The 19,271-nt window shown below is 70.1% G+C and carries 17 protein-coding genes; 8 read left to right on the top strand and 9 right to left on the bottom strand.

Translation table 11 applies throughout. The features are described 5' to 3' along the window. Positions 1–42: 42 nt before the first annotated feature. Complete coding sequence (locus ETD86_RS28545) at positions 43–1,143, bottom strand: glycoside hydrolase family 53 protein (protein ID WP_138669250.1); 1,101 nt, start codon at positions 1,141–1,143, stop codon at positions 43–45. Beyond that, the gene (locus ETD86_RS28540; RefSeq protein WP_138669249.1) at positions 1,140–3,152 is read right to left on the bottom strand and encodes a beta-galactosidase; all 2,013 of its coding nucleotides are present in this window, start codon (positions 3,150–3,152) and stop codon (positions 1,140–1,142) included. Before ETD86_RS28540 ends, ETD86_RS28545 begins: the two co-directional genes overlap by 4 nt. Positions 3,153–3,335: 183 nt before the next feature. On the opposite strand from ETD86_RS28540, the gene ETD86_RS28535 reads away from it, so the two are divergent. The 6 genes from ETD86_RS28535 (at position 3,336) to ETD86_RS28510 (ending at position 9,990) form a co-directional block, all read left to right on the top strand. Further along, on the top strand, positions 3,336–4,655 hold the full coding sequence (locus ETD86_RS28535) for an ABC transporter substrate-binding protein (protein WP_138669248.1): 1,320 nt from the start codon (positions 3,336–3,338) through the stop codon (positions 4,653–4,655). Continuing rightward, positions 4,652–5,524, top strand: coding sequence for a carbohydrate ABC transporter permease (locus tag ETD86_RS28530; protein ID WP_138669247.1), 873 nt, complete (start codon positions 4,652–4,654; stop codon positions 5,522–5,524). The genes ETD86_RS28535 and ETD86_RS28530 overlap by 4 nt, the downstream gene beginning before the upstream one ends. After that, positions 5,524–6,387: a carbohydrate ABC transporter permease gene (locus ETD86_RS28525; RefSeq protein ID WP_138669246.1), complete on the top strand. Its 864-nt coding sequence runs from the start codon at positions 5,524–5,526 to the stop codon at positions 6,385–6,387. Before ETD86_RS28530 ends, ETD86_RS28525 begins: the two co-directional genes overlap by 1 nt. 331 nt (positions 6,388–6,718) lie before the next feature. Next, positions 6,719–8,029: an RNA-guided endonuclease IscB gene (gene iscB / locus ETD86_RS28520; protein WP_138669245.1), complete on the top strand. Its 1,311-nt coding sequence runs from the start codon at positions 6,719–6,721 to the stop codon at positions 8,027–8,029. A gap of 28 nt (positions 8,030–8,057) precedes the next feature. Next, positions 8,058–9,056: a LacI family DNA-binding transcriptional regulator gene (locus tag ETD86_RS28515; protein WP_138669244.1), complete on the top strand. Its 999-nt coding sequence runs from the start codon at positions 8,058–8,060 to the stop codon at positions 9,054–9,056. 67 nt (positions 9,057–9,123) lie between these two features. Continuing rightward, positions 9,124–9,990, top strand: coding sequence for an SAM-dependent methyltransferase (locus tag ETD86_RS28510; protein WP_138669243.1), 867 nt, complete (start codon positions 9,124–9,126; stop codon positions 9,988–9,990). Here the strand turns inward: ETD86_RS28510 and ETD86_RS59260 are convergent. Continuing rightward, a complete protein-coding gene (locus ETD86_RS59260) occupies positions 9,987–10,859 on the bottom strand; it encodes a helix-turn-helix transcriptional regulator (RefSeq protein WP_281286971.1) in 873 nt (290 codons plus the stop codon). The two genes, ETD86_RS28510 and ETD86_RS59260, sit on opposite strands and share 4 nt — an antisense overlap. Continuing rightward, positions 10,856–11,980, bottom strand: a complete 1,125-nt coding sequence (locus ETD86_RS57280) for an ATP-binding protein (protein WP_211370379.1) — start codon at positions 11,978–11,980, stop codon at positions 10,856–10,858. The genes ETD86_RS59260 and ETD86_RS57280 overlap by 4 nt, the downstream gene beginning before the upstream one ends. Positions 11,981–12,088: 108 nt before the next feature. Here ETD86_RS57280 and ETD86_RS28500 point away from each other — a divergent pair, with 108 nt between their 5' ends. Further along, positions 12,089–13,081, top strand: coding sequence for an NAD(P)-dependent alcohol dehydrogenase (locus ETD86_RS28500; RefSeq protein WP_138669242.1), 993 nt, complete (start codon positions 12,089–12,091; stop codon positions 13,079–13,081). Positions 13,082–13,155: 74 nt separating this feature from the next. Here the strand turns inward: ETD86_RS28500 and ETD86_RS28495 are convergent, their stop codons facing one another. Both ETD86_RS28495 and ETD86_RS28490 read right to left on the bottom strand, forming a co-directional pair. Then, complete coding sequence (locus ETD86_RS28495; RefSeq protein ID WP_138669241.1) at positions 13,156–13,533, bottom strand: YchJ family protein; 378 nt, start codon at positions 13,531–13,533, stop codon at positions 13,156–13,158. A 5-nt stretch (positions 13,534–13,538) separates the two neighbouring features. Next, positions 13,539–14,435, bottom strand: a complete 897-nt coding sequence (locus tag ETD86_RS28490) for an NAD-dependent protein deacetylase (protein WP_246148347.1) — start codon at positions 14,433–14,435, stop codon at positions 13,539–13,541. Positions 14,436–14,626: 191 nt separating this feature from the next. Here ETD86_RS28490 and ETD86_RS28485 point away from each other — a divergent pair, with 191 nt between their 5' ends. Then, the gene (locus ETD86_RS28485) at positions 14,627–15,070 is read left to right on the top strand and encodes a hypothetical protein (RefSeq protein WP_138669240.1); all 444 of its coding nucleotides are present in this window, start codon (positions 14,627–14,629) and stop codon (positions 15,068–15,070) included. A 5-nt stretch (positions 15,071–15,075) separates the two neighbouring features. Here the strand turns inward: ETD86_RS28485 and ETD86_RS28480 are convergent, their stop codons facing one another. From ETD86_RS28480 to ETD86_RS55490, 3 genes are all read right to left on the bottom strand, one after another. Then, entirely contained in the window at positions 15,076–16,884 is a 1,809-nt protein-coding gene (locus ETD86_RS28480; RefSeq protein WP_246148350.1) for an ABC transporter ATP-binding protein, read from the bottom strand. Next, positions 16,884–18,632: an ABC transporter ATP-binding protein gene (locus ETD86_RS28475; protein WP_211370377.1), complete on the bottom strand. Its 1,749-nt coding sequence runs from the start codon at positions 18,630–18,632 to the stop codon at positions 16,884–16,886. Before ETD86_RS28475 ends, ETD86_RS28480 begins: the two co-directional genes overlap by 1 nt. Positions 18,633–18,807: 175 nt before the next feature. Next, positions 18,808–19,271 (bottom strand): hypothetical protein (locus tag ETD86_RS55490; RefSeq protein WP_211370376.1); only part of this gene is annotated, 464 nt, incomplete at its 5' end.

Here is a 19,271-nt window from a genome sequence, read left to right as displayed (position 1 = left end):
CCCGTCCCGCCGTGAGCGGCGGGACGGGACAAGGACCGGGGGTCAGCTGTGGCCGAGGACCCGCATGGCCGGCAGCGCCCGGTCGGCGTAGTCGAACAGGGCCTGGTTCTCCCAGCCGTTGCCGGACGACGGGTCGGCCGGGTCCCAGCCGTTGCCCTTGACGCCGGTCCAGGTGGCCTCCCAGGTGAACAGGCCGAGGCCCAGGCCGCCCGGCACCTGGCGGACGATGTCGGCGATCTTCGCCAGCATCGCGGCCTGGCCCTGCGGGGTGGCCTGGTAGCCGGGGTACGGCTCCGGCGACAGGATGATGTTCTCCCAGCCGTCGTCGTCGGCCGTGGTGAACGGGTAGGCGGTCTCGACCACGACGACCGGCTTGCCGTACCGGGTGGCGACGTCGTTGATGTTGGCCTGGAACGCCTCCAGCGTGCCGTGCCAGTACGCGTAGTACGACAGCCCGATCACGTCGTGCCGGATGCCATTCGCGTTGGCGTTGTCGAACCACCACCGGTACAGGCCGTTGTCACCGCCGTTGGCCACGTGCAGCACGACCTTCGTCGAGCGGGAGACGGCCTTGACCGCGTCGTAGCCGGCGTTCAGCAGGGCGGCGGTGTTGGCCCAGTTCGAGTTGGAGCCGTCCGGCCACAGCAGGCCGCCGTTGATCTCGTTGCCGACCTGGACCATGTCGGCCGTGGTGCCCTGGCGGCGCAGCGCGTCGAGCACGTCGTACGTGTGGTCGTAGAGGGCCTGCTTGAGCTGGTCGAACGGGAGCGCCTCCCATGCGGCCGGCTTGAACTGCTTGCCCGGGTCGGCCCAGGTGTCGGAGTAGTGGAAGTCCACCAGCAGCTTCATGCCCTGCGCCTTCGCGCGCTTGGCGATGGCGAGCACCTGGGTCTTGGTGTTGTAGCCGTCGGCGGGGTTCACCCAGACCTTGAGCCGGATGTAGTTGAGCCCGGCCTGGGACAGGATGCGCAGCGAGTCGGAGCGGCGGCCGTGGGCGTCGCGGTAGACGCCGCCGTAGGCCTCGGACTTGGCGAGGCTGGAGACGTCGGCGCCCCTGATCTGCAGCCGGGCGCCGGCATGCGCCGGTTGCGCGGCGACGACCAGGGCGGCGGCTAACAGGAGCGCGGTCAGGATGCGTTTCATCGGGACTCTCCCTGGGGTTGGGGGGATTCCACGACGACGGTGACCGCGCCGGGTGCGACGGTGACCGGCCCGTCGTGGCGTACGCCGTCGAACACGCTCGTGCCGGTCACCCCCTCGACCGTCACCGGCTCGTCGCCGTGGTTGATCAGGAAGACGTGGTGGCCCCTGCGCACCAGCTCCAGGGTGTCGGGCAGGCCGTGCGGGCGGGTCACGCCGGCGTGGTCGAGCACCTGGGCGAGCAGGTCGCGCAGGCCGGTGACGGGGGCGGTGGCCAGGTACCATGCGGTGCCGGCGCCCAGGTCGTGACGGGTGAAGGCGGGGTGGCCCGCGTCAGGGCCGGAGGCGAAGTCCCGTACGGGCACGGCTCCGGCCGGACGGACCCGCTCGGACCAGATGCGGGCGGTGTCGCCACCGGCCGGCGACCCGGTGATCGATACCGTCTCGAGCTCGCGCAGCGGGTGGAACTCCTCGATCGACAGGCCGAGCAGCTCGCGGAGCGCGCCGGGGTGGGCGCCCGGATGGATGGTGTCGTGCTCGTCGACGATGCCGGAGAAGTACGACACGAGGAGGTTGCCGCCGGCCTCGACGTACCGGTGGAGGTTCTTGGCGGAGGCCTCGGTGAGCAGGTATGAGCTGGGCGCGACCACCACCCGATATCCCGAAATATCGGCGGAAGGGTGGACGAAGTCCACCGTGACATGCTCGCGCCACAACGCCTCGTAGAAGGCGTTCACCGGCTCCCTGAACGTCAGGTCCACCGACGGCCGCCAGTCCAACTCCAGCGCCCAGTACGACTCCCAGTCCCAGACGATCGCCACGTCGGCCCGCACCCGGCTCCCCCGCAGATCGGCGAGCTTGGCCAGGTCGGCGCCGAGCCGCACCACCTCACGCCACTGCTCGGAGTCGGTCCCGGCATGCGGCACCAGCCCGGAGTGGAATTTCTCCGCCCCGAACCGCGAGGCCCTGAACTGGAAGAACAGCACACTGTCGGAGCCACGGGCCACGTGCGCCAGGCTGTTGCGGCGCATCTCGCCCGGCCGCTTGGCGATGTTGCGGGGCTGCCAGTTGACCGCGCCGGCCGAGTGTTCCATCAGCATCCAGGGCGCGCCGCCCGCCACCGAGCGCGCCAGGTCGGCGGACATGGCCAGGTCGATGTGGTTGTCGGCCTGCTCCGCCTTGAGGTAGTGGTCGTTGGCGATCACGTCGAGCTCGCGGGCCCACTGCCACAGGTCGGCGGACTTGCAGTTGACGGTGCCGGCGAAGTTCGTGGTCACCGGGATGCCCGGGGTGAGCTCGCGGAGGATGTCGCGCTGGAGCGCGTAGTGCTCGCGGTGCTGGCCGTCGCTGAAGCGGGCGTAGTCGAGGCGCTGGGCCGGGTTGACGGCCGTGTGGTTGAAGCGGGGGGCGTCGATCTGGGACCAGTCGGTGTAGGTCTGCCCCCAGAAGGTGTTGCCCCAGGCGTCGTTCAAAGCTGAAATGTCGCGATATTTCGCCCGGAGCCACTCGCGCCAGGCCGCCACGCTGTGCTCGCAGTAGCACTCGCCGAGGGGGGCGCCGTACTCGTTGTGCACATGCCACATGACCACGGCGGGATGGTCGCGGTAGTGCTCGCCGAGCGCGCGCACCAGGCGTGCCGTCGCCTCGCGGAAGGCCGGGGCGCTGGAGCAGGCGCTCTGCCGCCCGCCGAACCCGATCCGCGTGCCCTCCCTGGTCACCGGCAGCACGTCGGGGTGCTGGGCGATCAACCAGGCAGGCGGGGCGGCCGTCGGCGTGGCCAGGTCGACCGCGACGCCGGCGGCGTGCAGCCGATCGATGATCTCGTCCAGCCAGCCGAACTCGTAGCGCCCCTCGGCCGGCTCCATCAGCGCCCACGAGAACAAGCCCAGGCTGACCAGGTTCACCCCGGCCTCGCGCATCAGGGCCACGTCCTCCTCGAGGACCTCGCGCGGCCACTGCTCTGGGTTGTAGTCCCCGCCATACGCGATACCAGCAGGACGCTCCGGATACATCCATCCCCCTCGAGAAGCTCTGTGAACGTGCACAGTAACGCCGGGCCCGCCCTTGAGGGAACAGTGACCCAGAATTTTCCTGCTCACTCCCAAGGTTAACGAGACCGTAACGACCCCTTGACGGTCATTTCTGGGCTGTTCCACTCTGTGAGCGTTCACAGAACCCCCCTACGGAGGTACGCAATGCGCGCCAACCGCTTTGGAGCAGCCCTGGCCGTCGCCCTCACGGCCACCCTCGCGAGCTGCGGGTCGGGCGAGCCCACTCCTCAAAGCACCGAGGCGGCGCAGAGCCCCACGGCCGCCGCCCAGGGACCCGTCAAGCTCGTCTACTGGACCTGGGCCCCCAACATGGACAAGATCGTCGACGTCTGGAACAAGGCCCACCCCGACATCCAGGTGACGGTCAGCAAGCAGGCCGGCGGCGACGACGCGGCCGCCAAGTACCTCACCGCGAGCAAGGCCGGCAACCCGCCAGACCTGGTGCAGGCCGAGTACCAGCACCTTCCCTCGTTCATCGCCGCCGACGCGGTGGCCGACCTCAAGGCCGAGACCGCCTCGATCAAGGCCGAGTTCTCCGACGGCCTGTGGAACCTCGTCACGCTCGGCACCGAAGGCGTGTACGGCATCCCGCAGGACAGCGGCCCCATGATGCTCTTCTACCGCAAGGACCTGTTCGACAAGTACGGCATCGCGGTGCCGAAGACGTGGCAGGAGTACGCCGACGCGGCCCGCACCGTGCGCAAGAAGGACTCCAAGGCCTACCTCGGCACGTTCTCCAGCAAGGACCCGGGAGCGTTCACCGGCCTCGCCCAGCAGGCCGGCGCGCAGTGGTGGTCGATCAGCGGCGAGCAGTGGAAGGTCAACATCGCCGACGAGCCCACCAAGAAGGTCGCCGGCTACTGGGACGGCCTGGTCAAGGAGGGCGCCATTGACGACATGCCGTTCTTCACCCCCGAGTGGAACAAGGCGCTCAACGACGGCAAGCTGCTGAGCTGGCCGTCGGCGGTGTGGGCGCCGGGCGTGCTGTCGACCAACGCGCCCAAGGCCAAGGGCAAGTGGGCCATCGCGCCGCTGCCGCAGTGGAACGCCGGCGAGAACTTCAGCGGCTTCTGGGGCGGCTCGTCCGTCGCCGTGTCCGCCAAGACCCCGAACAAGGCGGCCGCCGCGCAGTTCGCCACCTGGCTCAACACCGACCCGGCCGCTCTGGACCTGCTGGTCAAGGAGGCGGCGATCTATCCTGCCGCGACCAAGGCCCAGTCGGCGCTGGGCGAGGCGCCGGAGTACTTCTCCAACCAGCCCGACTTCTGGCAGCAGGCCGCCGGCGTGGGCGCCGGGGCGCGCGGGTTCACCTTCGGACCGAACGTCGGCGTGACCTACAACGCCTTCAAGGACGCCTTCGACAAGGCGCTGCAGAACAAGTCGCCGTTCACCGACGCCATTCAGACCATGCAGGACACCACGGTCGCCGACATGCGTAAGTCCGGCTTCCAGATCGCCTCATGAAGCGTTCAGCGCCCTATCTGTTCCTGACGCCCGCCATCGTCCTGTTCACACTCTTCCTGGCCGTGCCCATCGGCTACACCGTCTACCTGGCGATGCTCAGGACGAAGGTGTCGGGGCTCGGCCTCGGGAAAGGCTCGCGGCGCGAGGTGTTCGTCGGGTTCGACAACTTCGCCGCCGCCCTGGCCGACGCCGAGTTGTGGAACGGGTGGCTGCGGGTGCTCGGCTACGGCACGCTCGTGCTGGTCGTGATGCTCGGACTGGCACTGCTGTTCGCGTTGTTGCTCGACTCGGCGCGGGTGCGGCTGGCGCAGATCTCCCGAATCGCGATCTTCCTGCCGTACGCCGTGCCGGGGGTGGCGGCCACCCTGCTCTGGGGGTTCCTCTACCTGCCCTCGCTCAGCCCGATCAGGGAGATCCTGGACATCGACTTCCTGGGCGCCACCACCGTCACGTACTCCATGGCGAACGTGGCGGTGTGGGGCGGGGTCGGCTTCAACATGCTCGTGCTCTACACCACGCTCAGGGCCATCCCGCGCGACCTGTACGAGGCCGCGCGGCTCGACGGCGCCTCCGAGTTCCAGATCGCGCTCCGGGTCAAGATCCCGATCCTGACCCCGGCGATCATCCTGACCACAGTGTTCTCGATCATCGCCACGATCCAGGTGTTCACCGAGCCGACGACCCTGCGGCCGCTGACCAACACGATCAGCTCCACGTGGAGCCCGCTCATGAAGGTCTACCGCGACGCGTTCGTCACCGGCGACCTGTACTCGGCCGCCGCCACGTCGATCGTCATCGCGGCGATCTCGCTCGTCCTGTCGTTCGGGTTCCTGCGCGTGGTCCGCAACCGCGCCTTCGGGGAGGGCTGATGACCACTGTCTCGCATCGCAGGCCGCGCGGCGGTGGGGCGCTCGCCGGCCTGGCGCCGACGGCCCTGCTGCTGATCGGCGCGATCTACTGCCTGTTCCCGGTGCTCTGGGTGCTGATCGCGGCCACCAAGTCACCGGCCGAGCTGTTCAGCACCTCGACGCTGGCCTTCGGGACCGGCTTCTTCGACAACGTGGCGGACCTGTTCGCCTACCGCGACGGGGTGTTCTGGTTGTGGGCGGGCAACACGCTGATCTACGCGGGCGGCGGTGCGCTGCTGTCCACCGCGGTCTCGGCGGTGTCGGGGTACGCGCTCGCCAAGTACCGCTTCCCCGGCAGGAACCTGATCTTCAACCTGCTCATCGGCGGCATCCTGGTGCCGGCTGTGGTGCTGGCGATCCCGCAGTACCTGCTGTTCTCCAAGATCGGTCTGGCCGACAGCTACTGGGCCGTCCTGCTGCCGCAGATCCTGCACCCGTACAGCATCTACCTGGCCCGCATCTACGCCGCGGCGGCCATCCCCGACTCGCTGCTGGAGGCGGGGCGCATCGACGGGGCCGGTGAGTGGCGGCTGATGTCGCGAGTGGCGATGCCGCTGATGGTGCCCGGCATGGTGACGATCTTCCTGTTCCAGTTCGTGGCGATCTGGAACAACTTCCTGCTGCCGTTCATCATGCTGGGCGACGACGGCAAGTTCCCGCTCACGGTCGGGTTGTTCACGTTGCTGCAGTCGGGGGCGAACCAGCCGTCGCTGTACAACCTGATCCTGACCGGGGCCTTCCTGTCGCTGGTCCCCTTGATCGCGCTCTTCCTCACGATGCAGCGATACTGGAGGACCGACCTGTCCTCCGGAGCCGTCAAGTAACCGGATCCCCGCCCGAAAGCGGGGCTTACGTCCCCAAGGGGGCGAAAGCACAAGTGTTACCAGCACCAGCCAACAACCATTGAGGGGGTGACCGACGTTGGCTACGTTCCGCGTACGACAGCAGACCGACCGCGCTGTGCCTCACCAGCAGCGCGCTCTCGAATTCGAGTCAGCAGACAACCCCGGGATCAGGGACGAAACGGGGCTCGAAGGCCGTAAGGCACCGGGCGCGGGACATGTGCGAGGTGAGACCTCTGGCAGTTCACCTGCTGCCGGGGGCGCCACCCCGGACCACCCGGTTCGGGAGGCGGGACGTGAGTCCCACCCGTATGTGTTCGTGCTCGATAAGCATGGACGTCCGCTGCAGCCCTGCACCCCTGCCAGGGCACGTCAGTTGCTCAAGAAGGGACGTGCTGTTGTCCACCGGCATACGCCGTTCGTCATCCGTCTCAAGGACCGTTCCATTGACTCCTCAGAGGTCGACGGAGTAGAGATGGGCGTTGACCCCGGCTCCCAGCACACCGGCGTCTCGGTGTTCACAGCGCAGGCCGGCGAGCGCCGCGCCAGGTTCGCGATCCAGCTCGACCACCGCGGCGCCACGATCCGGAAAATGCTGCAGCAGCGGGCCGCCTACCGGCGACGCCGCCGTACCCAAAATCTCCGCTACCGCGCCCCTCGGTTCTCCAACCGCACCCGGCCGCCAGGCTGGCTCCCGCCATCGCTGCGACATCGGGTGATCACTACCGTCTCGTGGATCGACCGGCTGGTTCGTTGGGCACCGGTACGGGCGGTCCATATAGAACGGGCTGCGTTCGACACCCACGCCATCGCCGCTGGGAAGCCCCTGGAAGGCGTCGAGTATCAGCTCGGCACCCTCCACGGAACCGAGGTCCGCGAGTACCTGCTGGCCAAGTGGGGACGGGCCTGCGCTTACTGCGGTAGCAGCGGAATGCCGTTGAACATCGACCACATCCACCCCCGCAGCAGGGGAGGATCCGACCGCGTCTCCAACCTCACCCTGGCCTGCGTGTCCTGCAACCAGGCCAAGGGCAACCGCCCAATCGAAGATTTCCTCACCCGCAAGCCGGAACTGCTGGCGAAGATCATCGCACAGGCCAAGGCACCGCTTCGGGACGCGGCAGCCGCGCAGTCCACCCGCTGGGCGCTGTGGCGAGCACTCGACAGCCGCCTGCCCACGCATGTGGCCTCGGGTGGACGAACGAAGTGGAACCGCACCCGAAATCACCTGCCGAAGACCCACACGCTGGACGCCCTGGCCGTGGGCAAGCTCGATTCGATCAGCGAGACCGTGTCCGCAGTGCTGGTCGCCGGATGCGCCGGCCGCGGAACGCACGCTCGCACTCGACTCGACAAGTATGGTTTCCCCCGCCTCCGAATGCCCCGCCGGAAACTGTATTTCGGCTTCCAGACCGGAGATTTCGCCCGAGCCGTCGTGCCCACTGGCAAGAAACAAGGGACCCATATCGGGCGCGTCGCCGCCCGCACCAATGGCTACTTCAACGTCACGACCATCCACGGAACTGTTCAAGGCGTCCACCATCGTCACTTCCGCCTCCTCCAGCGAGCGGACGGCTACGCCTACACCACGCAGAAGGAGGGAAGGGCGTCCTCCTCGGGCTGACGCCCGGGGTTTCAGCCCCAGACATCTCATGAAGCGCCCTACGATCCACGACGTCGCCGCCGCCGCGGGCGTGTCCCGCGGCACGGTGTCCCGTCTTCTCAACGGCGACAAGTACGTCAGCCCGGCGGCACGCGTGGCGGTCGAGCGGGCCATCTCGGAGACCGGCTACGTCGTCAACCGGGCCGCCCGCAGCCTGGTCACGCAGCGGACCGGGTCGGTGGCGATGGTGCTGTCCGAGCCGCACGAGAAGCTGTTCGAGGACCCCAACTACAGCACGCTCATCCGGGTCGCGATCAGGATGCTGGCCGAGCGGGACCTGTCGCTGGTCATGATGATGGCCGGCGACGAGGGCGACCGCGAGCGGGTGGTCCGCTACGTCCGGGGCGGCCACGCCGACGGCGTCCTGCTGGTCTCGACTCACGCCAGCGACCCGCTGGTTGAGGCGCTCAGCTCCGGAGCCCCGCCCGCCGTCTCCTGCGGCGCCGTCATCGGCCACGAGAACGTCATCCCGTACGCGGCCGCCGACGAGCGGCTCGGCGCCCGGCAGATGACGGAGTACTTCGTCGGCCAGGGCCGCAAGCGCATCGCCATGATCACCGGGCCGATGGACACTCCTGGAGGCATCCAGCGGCTCGAGGGCTTCGCCGAGGTGCTCGGCCGCAAGGCGACCACGAAGCTGATCGCGCACGGCGACTGGACGCAGGACAGCGGCGAGCGGGCGATGACGGAGCTCCTCGAACGTTCGCCGGACGTCGACGCGGTGTTCGTGGCCTCAGACCTGATGGCCGCCGGGGCGCTGGCCGCGCTGCGTGCGGCCGGTCGTCGTGTGCCCGACGACGTGGCGGTGGGCGGGTTCGACGACTCGTCGGTGGCGCTCTCGACGCATCCGCCGCTGACCACGATCAGGCAGCCGCTGGCCGAGATGGCACAGGAGACCATCCGGCTGCTGTTCGCTCTGCTCGACGGGGCGAAGCACGTCGATCCGGTGATACTGCCGACGGAATTAGTGGTCAGAGAATCGGCCTGATCCGATGGGACCCGTGTGACGCATTCCCTGAAAGTAGGGATATTTCGGGATCCGACATCGTACGATCATGCAAAGCCCAATTAACGCCAAGGAGCCGACCGTGTCCGACCGCGAGCAGGAGCGCGCGCCGCTGGGAATCGACACCAACAAGCCCAGTGTGGCCCGCGTGTACGACTTCATGCTTGGTGGCAAGGACAACTTCGAGGCCGACCGGCAAATGGCGCGCCTGGCATTCAAAGTGGCGCCGGACGCGCCGGAGGCGGCGCGGGCCAACCGGGAGTTCCTCGCCCGCGTGGTGCGGTATCTGGCGGGCGAGGCCGGAATCCGGCAGTTCCTGGACATCGGATCGGGCCTGCCGACACAGGGGAACGTGCACGAGATCGCCCATACGGTCGCTCCCGGCGCGCACGTCGTCTATGTGGACCACGACCCGATCGTGCTGGTGCACGGCCGAGCGCTGCTGGCCGTGGACGACACCACCACGGTGGTCGAGGCCGACCTCAAGGACCCGGAGGCGATCCTCGGCCATCCCGATGTGACGCGGCTCATCGACTTCACCAAGCCGGTGGCGTTGCTGATGTTCGCGATCCTGCATCACCTGGCCGACCACGAGGACCCGGGCGGGGTCACCGCGCGCCTCGTGGAACGCCTGCCCCCGGGCAGCTATCTGGCCGTGTCGCACTTCCACAACCCGGGCGAGGCCCACCCCGAGGTGTCCAGGCAGGCGTACGCGGTCGAGAAGATCTTCAACGAGACGCTGGGGACGGGGCGGTGGCGTACTCGCGAGGAGATCCTCGCGTACTTCGACGGGCTGGAGCTGGTCGAGCCGGGGCTGGTGCCACTGCCCGAGTGGCGGCCGGAGGCCGAGGACCGGGCCGAGCCCGGCATCACGTACCACACGTTCGTGGGGGCGGTCGCACGTAAGCCGCGCTAGTGATCGGACGCCGCCATCCAGGCGGCGATCTGCGTGCGTGAGTTGAATCCGAGCTTGTCCAGAATGTTGCGGATGTGGCTGTCGACGGTGTGCTCGGAAATGAACAGGCGCGCGCCGATCTGTCTGTTGCTCAGGCCGTCGGCGACCAGCCGGGCGACCTCCGCCTCCCGTTTTCCGAGCGGCGTCGCCCTCGCGCCGGGTGCGGCGACGGGGTCCGGCTCGCCCAGAGCCAGCCTGATCGCGGCGTCGATGCCCAACCGATTTCCCGCCTCGAGCTCGGCCTCGAACCCCGCTGCTCCGAGTGCCGCGGTAGCCGATTCCCCGGCCTGCGTCACGAGCGGGGCGAGATAGGGCAGGATGCTCGCGCCGGCGCCCGTACGCACGGTTTCCGCGGCCCCGAGCAGCCGCGCGGCGAGCCGCGGCCGGCCGGCGCGCGCGGCCTGGTACGCCAAGGCGTCGAGCAGGCAATACTGCGCCACCCGGTCGTCGATCCGGTGCGCGATGCGCAAGGCCTCCGCGAGCAGCGGCTTCGCGCCGTCGAGGTCGCCGGCGATCAGGGTGGCGGCGCCGAGGTTCAGTGACATCATGCCGAGGCTGTAGAGGTCGCCCGCCTCCCGGCTGAGCCGCACGCCTTGTGCCGACACGGATCTGACGATGTCGAGGTCGCCCTCGGACAGCCCGTTGAGCGCGCGCGACTGGAGCACCATGAGAGTCGCCGGCAGGTCGTCGACGGCCGTGGCGAGGGTGTGGGCCTCGTCGGACAGGCGGCCGGCCTCGGTTCGGTCGCCGGCCGTGTGTGCGGCGATCGAGGCCAGGGAGAGCGACTGCGACAGCAGGCTGAGCTGTCCTGCCTCCTTCGCCGCGGTCATCGCCCGGTCCGGTGCCGGACTTCGGCCGCGGATCGCCGGCACGTCGATTCGTAGTACCCGGCGCAGCGCCGTTCGACGAAGTCCTCCTCGCCGGCCTCGCGCAGCCTGAGTCTGGCGTATTCGCGGATCGTCTCGTGAAGGTGGTAGCACGCCGTGCCCTTGACGTCCTCCTTCAGCACCAGGGATTTGCCGACGAGCGAGGCCAGCAGGTCCAGCACGTCGCCGGAGGCGCAGACCGCCTCGATGTCCTCGAGGGTGAACCTGCCGGCGAACACGCACAACCGCCTCAGCAGCGTCTGCTCGTCCGCCGCAAGCAGGTCGTGGCTCCAGTCGATGGTGGTACGCAGCGTCTGGTGGCGCGGCAGCGCGGCCCGGCCTCCCCCGGTGAGCAGGCTGAACCGGTCGGTCAGGCGATCGAGGATCTGCTCGGCGGTGAGGACGCGGGTTCTGACGGCGGCCAGCTCGATCGCCAGCGGCAGGCCGTCGAGGCGGCGGCACAGGTCGACCACGGCCGCCTGGTTCGCGGCGGTCAGCTCAAAGGCGCCTGATCCGGCCGCGGCCCGTTCCGCGAACAACATGACCGCCTCGTTCTGCCGGACCCGCGCGAGAGGCACGTCCGCGTGCGGGAGTTCGAGCGGCGGGACCGGGACCACGTGCTCGCCCGGGGCCGACAGCGGCTCCCGGCTGGTGGCCAGCACCCGTACGCCGGGCGCGGCCCTGAGGATCTCCGTCACGAGCCGGGCGGTCGCGTCCAGCAGGTGCTCGCAGTTGTCGACCACCAGAAGCAGCTTCTTGTCCCGCAGGTAGGACAGCAGGTGGGCCGGCGGGCCGGCCGCCGCCTGGTCCCGCAGGTCCAGGGCCGCCGTGACGGCGTCGCCGACCCGTGCGGGATCCCGTACATCGGCCAGCTCCACCAGCCATGCGCCGCCGGGGAAGGCGCGGCCGAGACCGGCCGCCATCCGGATCGCCAGGCGGGTCTTGCCGACGCCGCCCGGCCCGACGAGACAGACCAGCCGAGCCTCGGTGAGCTTGCTCCTGACGTCCGCCAGCTCGCGGCGGCGGCCGATGAAGCTGGTCGCTTCGGCCGGTAGGTTGCCCGAGAGGCGCGGGGGTCTGGCCATGGCTGACATCGACATTAGTCCCGATTGGCGGCCCAATCACGAATTCACGTGATATGCCCCGCTCTGCGCAGCTGCCTACGCTGCGACCATGCTTAAGGAGCGGTCACCATGAAGGCAATCCGCTACTACCGATATGGCTCTCCCGACGTCCTCGCGCTCGAGGACGTCGACCCGCCTCCCGTCGGCGACGACGACGTCCTGGTCAAGGTGCTGGCGGCTTCCGTGAACCCGCTCGACGTGCACTTCATGAGAGGCACGCCGTACCTCCTGCGCGCGCAGGCCGGCCCGTCCCGGCCCAAGTCCAAAGGACTGGGCGGCGACATGGCGGGCCGCGTCGAAGCGGTGGGCAGGAACGTCACCCGGTTCCAGCCGGGAGACGAGGTGTTCGGCGGCCGGGGCATCGCGCCCGTCGAGCGCAGCGCGGCGTTCGCCGAGTACGCCAGTTTCCGCCAGGACCGAATGTTGCGGAAGAAGCCGGCCAACCTGACCTTCGAACAGGCGGCGGGCGTGCCGGTGGCGGCGCTCACCGCCGTGCAGGCGCTCCGCGACAAGGGACACGTCCAGGCCGGGCAGAAGGTCCTCGTCAACGGCGCCGCGGGAGGTGTGGGCACGTTCACGGTCCAGCTCGCCAAGGCGTACGGCGCCGAGGTGACCGGCGTGTGCGGCACCGGCAACGTGGAGCTGGTCCGCTCGATCGGCGCCGACCACGTCGTCGACTACACCCAGGAGGACTTCACCCGCGCCGGGCGGCGCTACGACCTGATGATCGACATGGCCGGCAACCACCCGCTGTCCGCGATCAGGCGCGTGCTCGCGCCGAAGGGCGTGCTGGTGGGCGTCGGAGGCCCGGTCAAGGGCCTGTGGATCAGCCCTGTCATCGACCTGGTCAAGATGCTCGCGTACTCCCGCGTCATCAGCCAGAGGATGACGCCCATGCTGGCGCGCATCAGCGGCGACGACCTCGACGTCCTGCGCGAGTTCATCGAAGCCGGCAAGGTGACCCCGGTCATAGGCCGGACATATCCGCTCAGCGCGGTCCCCGACGCCATCCGCCACCTCGAAGAGGGACACGCCCGGGGCAAGGTCGTCATCACGGTGTGAGAGATCATGCGCTGCACTGTTTAGGGGCTGCAGTGTTGAGGGGCTGCGCGGAGAGGCGCTGCGCGTGCGCGCGGCTACATGGCGCCCGCGTAGACCCAGCGGCCGTCGAGGCGGACGAAGCGGCTGTGCTCCTCCATCTCCCCCGGCCGGCCGCGGTCGACGTAGTGGGCGCGGAACCGGACCGTGCCCTCGGTGTGCACGACGCTGCCGCCGGTGGTTTCCAGGATCTCCAGGCGAGTCCAGCGGACCCGCTTGTCCAGATCCAGCCGGGCGGAGCGGGAGGCCGGGTGCCAGGTGCGCAGCAGGTAGGCCGCGTCTCCCACGCCGAACGCGGTGAATCGGGAGCGCATGAGTTGCTCGGCGGTGGTGGCGACTGCCTCGCCGCGGTGGAGCTTGCCGCAGCAGTCCTGGTAGGAGGCGGGCAGGCCGCACAGGCATGATCGAGGAGACATGCGATTTATTGTGCCCCGAGTTGGTTGGCCAGGTCGGTCAGGGTGGCGCCGAGCGGGGCGTCCAAGGTGAGCATGGCGTCGGCGTCGCCGCCGGTCGGGCCCTGGTTGACGATGGCGATGGGGAGGCCGAGCGCCGCGGCCTTGGTGACGAATCGCAGGCCTGACTTGATCGCCAGTGAGGATCCGAGCACGAGCAGTGCGCGGGCCCGTGCCACCATCCCGAAGCATTCGTCCACGCGGGCCCGGGGTACGTTCTCGCCGAAGAAGATCACGTCTGGTTTGAGGAGGCCGCCGCAGCCGGTGCAGTCCACCACTTGGAAGCCCTCGACCTGTTCGTCGGTCAGCACGGCATCGCCGTCGGGGTTGATCTGGTGGCCGGTGGCGTGCCAGTGCGGGTTGGCCTCGCGTAGGCGGCGGTCCAGGTCCGAACGCGCGGTGCGCTCCCGACATGACAGGCAGACGACGCGGTCGAGGCCGCCGTGCAGCTCTATCACGCGTCGGGCTCCCGCGGCCTGGTGGAGGCTGTCCACGTTCTGGGTGATGATGCCGGACAGCAGGCCGTGGCGCTCCAGCGCGGCCACGGCGCGGTGGCCGGCGTTGGGGCGGGCCTGGCCGATCTGCTGCCAGCCGACGTGGCTGCGCGCCCAGTAGCGGCGGCGGGCCTCCGCGCTGCCGACGAAACGCTGGTACGTCATCGGCTCGGCGCGACGGGCCTGGCCTGTCGGGCCTCGGTAGTCGGGGATGCCCGACTCGGTCGAGATGCCTGCCCCGCTCAACACCGCCACGCCTCCCTGTCCGAGTAGCTCGGCCAGCAAGGCGATGTCGGCCGCCTGACGCGGATCGCCGGGCTTGGCCGCCTCCACCTGGTCCGCGAGTGGGGACTTCGTCGTGCTTGGAGTCACATGTCCATGGTGCCCGACTCAGTCACCGGTCGCCCCGCGCCACGGTTGACCGAAGCGTCCGCGGCCCATCACGTGAGGACTGGTCCGTAATGTCGGTGGGGTCTCGTTTGCCGCCAGAGCTGCCTCCGGCCTATCCACAGATCGTGCGACTTCGGCCCCTCCCTACGCCGTGAGCGGTCTAACATGACGGCGTGACCGCACCACCACAGCAGCGAGCCCACATCGCCGACCGCGTCCAGCGCCTGGAGGCATGGGCCTTCACCGTCGACGCCGGCATGGCGGACATCAAGGCGGCCGAGGAGCAGCTTCCGGCAATGATCCGCGAGGAGGTCCTGGCATACACTGAGCCTGTGTTCGGGGAGATCATGGCCGGTCGCGCCACCCTCGCGACGAAGGAGGATCTGAACGACCTCGAGCGGCGGCTGACCGAGCTGATGGAGAAGCGGTTCGAATCGGTTGACGCCAGGTTCGAGTCGGTTGACGCCAAGCTCCAGTCGGTTGACTCCAAGCTCCAGTCGGTTGACGCCAAGCTCCAGTCGGTTGACGCCAGGTTCGAGTCGGTTGACGCCACGCTCCAGTCGCTCGACACCAAGCTCGACCAGGTCCTGGCGGCCCTCGGCAAGACGGACGGGTAAGGGACTCAATCGCCCGCTCCTTCCTCGGCTTCCGTGATGCGCTCGGCGCTCCACAGGCGGCGCATCTCGGGGCAGCTCTCCAGCAGCTCGCCGAGCGGGCCCCGCCCGGCGACGCGGCCGCGGTCGAGGACGACGACCTGGTCGGCGCGTTCGAGTGCGGCCTGCCGGTGCGACACCACCAGGACCGTCTCCGGCCCGCGGCTCGCGATCCGCTCCCACAGCAGGCGTTCGGTCTCGACGTCCAGCGCCGACGACAGATCGTCCACGACCAGCAGGTCCGGAGTACGCACCAGCGCCCGGGCGGCGGTGGCCCGCTGCACCTGGCCGCCGGACAGGCGCACCCCGCGCGGGCCGACGATCGTGTCCAGGCCGTCCGGCATCTCGGCCAGGTCCGCTTCGAACGCCGCCAGCTCCAGCGCCCGGCCGATCTCGTCGTCGGTGGCGGCCCGGCCGAGGAGCAGGTTCTCGCGCAGAGTCTCGGAGAACAGGCGCGGGACCTGGCCCGCGTATGCGGCCCGTCCCGGGACCAGGAACGTGCCCGGGTCGTCGACCGGGACGCCGTTCCAGGAGATCGTCCCGGAGTGCAGGGGCAGGAGGCCGAGCAGGGCGCGGATCAAGGTCGTCTTGCCCGCGCCGACCGCGCCGGTGACGACCGTGAAGGCGCCGCGTTCGAGGCGCAGGTCGACGTCGAAGACGCCGCGTCTGCCGTGATCGTCGTGCCGGACCGTGAGGCCCCGGGCCTCGAGGACCTCCAACGGGCCACCGCCGTCCGGCCGCGCCGTCGCCGCCGGTGGGTGGGGCGGGCCGGCGTGGAGCCAGACGCCGTTGTTCCTGGACAGGTCGCCGGCGTCCTCGTGGCGCGCCATGAGGCGGGTGAGCCGGTCCACGGAGACGGCCGCCTGGGGCAGGCCGTACAGGGTCGCGCCGACCGCCCGCGGCAGCGCCGTCAGCCAGCCGATGTAGCTGGTGAACAGCGCCAGGTCGCCGACCGTGAACTCGCCGCCACGCATGGCGGGGGCGGCCAGCAGCAGCACCAGGCCGATGCTGAGCTCGATGGTCGTGCCGGTGGTGGCGTCGAGGAGGTCGGTCGCAAGACGGTCCTTGACGGCGGCGTCGCGGCGGCGCCGGTTGTGTTCCCGGAGGCGCTCAAGAGCGGCCTCCTCGGCTCCGGCGGTCTTGATCGCGAGCACGGCGCCGAAGAGGTCTCCTATGTACGCCGTCACGGCCGCGCCCAGCTCCCTGGACCGCCGGTGCAGCCGGGCGATCGGCCCCCGCAGCGTCCTGCTCAGCACGCCGACGGCGAGCATCGGCACGACCAGCACCAGCGTGATCATGGGGTCGATGGACGCCATGATCACCAACGCGGCGGTGGCGAAGAGCGTGGTGCCGGCCAGGGTGACGCTCTCGTCGGTGAAGTCGACCGTGTCGCCCACGTCGTCGCGCAGGCGGGCGAGCGATTCGCCGGAGGAGTGCGGCAGGCGGGAGGCGGCGGGGCCGCGCGCGGTGAGGATCGAGCGCAGCACGTTGGCCCGCAGCAGGGTCGCCGCGGCGCACCACCAGTAGACGCCGTACGTCCACGCGACGACGATCATCACGCCACGGACGACCTCGACGCACACGAACGCCGCGCAGAGCCACAACGACAGCTCGAGACCCACCGGTCGGTGCCCGCTGAGCTGGTCGAACAGCTGCCGCAGCACCAGCCCGCCGGCGAGCGGGATGACGTGGACCGGCATCCACAGCAGCGCGCCGACGAGGTAGCGGCGCAGGTCGAACGTGGCCAGCCTGGTGGCCACCAGCATCACCGGCTTCATCACCGGCTCACCCCCGCCAGGTCGAGCAGCCGGCCGTACCGGCTGTGGGGGTCGGCGGCGAGGTCCGCGCGGCGGCCGTACTCGATGATCTTGCCTTGGTCGAGTACGGCGATCTTGTCCACGCGGGCCAGCGACGACAGCCGGTGGGCGATGATCACGCCCGTCCGGCCGCCGAGCAGCCGGTCGATGCTGTGCTCGATGCGGCGTTCAGTGGCCGGGTCGAGCCGGCTCGACGCCTCGTCCAGCACGACGAGCCCCGGGTCGGCCAGGAACGCCCGTGCGAACGCGATGAGTTGTGCCTCACCCGCCGAGACGTCGCGTACCTCGGTGTCGAGCCCGTCGGGCAGGGCGGCCAGCCAGTCGCCCAGGCCGACGCCGTCGAGGATGTCGCGGAGCCGCTCGTCGCCCGGCGACGGCCGGAACAGCGTCAGGTTGTCCCGCACGCTGGCCGCGAAGATCTGTACGTCCTGCGTGACCACGCCGATCCGGCGGCGCAGGGACGCCGGGTCCGCGGCGCGCAGATCGACTCCGCCGACGCGGACGACGCCCTCGACCGGGTCGTAGAGGCGCAGGACGAGGCGGGCGAGGGTGGTCTTGCCGCTGCCGGTGCGGCCGACCAGACCCAGCGTCTCGCCGGGGGCGAGATCGAGGGTGATGCCCGACAACACCTGCTCGTCGTCGCCCGGGTAGGCGAAGCTGACGCCGTCGAGCCGCAGGCCGAGCGGGCCCGCCGGGGGCAGGGGACGCGGTCGGGCGGGCTCGGCGAGCGTGCGGCGTTCGGCCAGCAGGCCGCCGATGCGGGCGAGGCCGGCCAGCGCCGCCTGGTACTCCCTGATCTGGTCGATCAGGCGCTCGAACGGCGTCCGTACCATCAGCGTGTACTGGAAGAGCAGCACGGCGGTGCCGACCGTGAGCGTGCCGGAGCTCATGGCCCAGGCGGCGAGGCCCAGCATGATCGCCGTTCCGGCGGCGAAGGCCACCGACGTGCCGGCCAGGAGCACGGTCCCGACGCGGGCGTCCCTGTTCTCGGCGCGGAACAGGGCGGCGCTGACCTGGTGGAAGCGGCGTACCATGTGCTCTCCCGCGCCGTTGGCCCTGATGTCCTCGGCGCCGGCGAGCCGCTCTTCGAGCGCGCCGAACAGGGTCGCGCTCGCCGCCCGCGAGCGGGCCGCGGACGGGACGGCCGCCCGCTGGGCGCGGGCCATGCCGTACCCGATCAGGAGGCAGTACGCCAGCAGCACGCAGCCGATGCGCCAGTCGACGCCGAACACGACGACGACCACCCCGGAAAGGAGCAGCACGCCGGCCACGACGTCCAGCAGGAACGCGACCACGAAGTCGGCGACGGCCACGACGTCGCCGTCCACGCGTTCGATCAGCTCGCCGGGCGTGTGCCTGCCGTGGAAGGTCATGTCCAGGCCGAGCGCGTGGCCGGCCAGCCGCTCGCGTATGCGGTTGGTGCCGTCCCAGGCCAGCCGGCTGGCCAGCCAGGCGGTCACCATCCTGGCGGCCTGTCCGGCGACGGCCAGCACGAGGTAGCCGAGAGCGATCAGGGTCAGGTGGCGGATGCTCGCGCCGCCGATCGCGTCGTCGACGAAGCGGCGGGTGATCTGGGGCGCCGCCAGCGGGAGCGCCGTGGCGGCGGCGATGGCCGCGGCGAGCGCGGCGGCGGGGCGGGGTCCCGGCCGGAGCAGGCGCAGGACGGAGCTGCTACGCGGGGGAATCCCCTGGTCGGACGGTCGTCTCAAGAAGCGTCATGCCCTTTGCGGAGAAGGAGTCAGGGTGCTGGGGGGACATGAACGCTTCCCGCATCTGGGGCCTCCTTGAGCGCTGGGTTGTCGCTTCGGCCGAGTACAGCAGCCCGCCGCCTGCCGCGGCAACCGATTTACCGCCTGGCGGACCAGGGGAGGCGGAGTTCCGCGTTCACCCGCCGTCTCTGAGGACGCCGGCCTGGGCCAGTTGGGCGGTGAGGCGTTCGCGGGCGGGCGAGGCGAGGCCGTCGAGAGCGTGCGGGTCGGCGGCGAGCCGGGTCGCCGGGGCGACCAGGCGCTGGTGGAGGCGGAAGGAGCGGCCGGAGCGCAGGTTGACCGCGAACGTGCCGGGCCCGCGCCCATCGGGTCCCGCACCTGAGACCACCTCCGCGCACGGATCCCAGGCGGACGCCGGAGCGCCGGGTTCCGCGGCGACGGTGCAGGCGGCGAGGCGCCCGGGCAGCAGGCCGGGCAGCCGCTCGAGCCACCGCCTGATGAAGACCGCCACCTCGCGCGGCCCCATGGTGTCCGGCCCGTCGAACTCCGTCCAGCCGGCCAGGTCGTGCCCGCCCGCGGGCGGGAAGCGCACCACCTCCCCTGTCCACGACGTCAACCCCATCCGGTACGCCCGCAGCC

Origin of the sequence: Nonomuraea turkmeniaca (assembly GCF_005889735.1) — a bacterium.
Classification (GTDB): domain Bacteria; phylum Actinomycetota; class Actinomycetes; order Streptosporangiales; family Streptosporangiaceae; genus Nonomuraea; species Nonomuraea turkmeniaca.
Note: the sequence above shows the minus strand (reverse complement) of the source record. Positions and strands in the feature narration are given on the sequence as shown.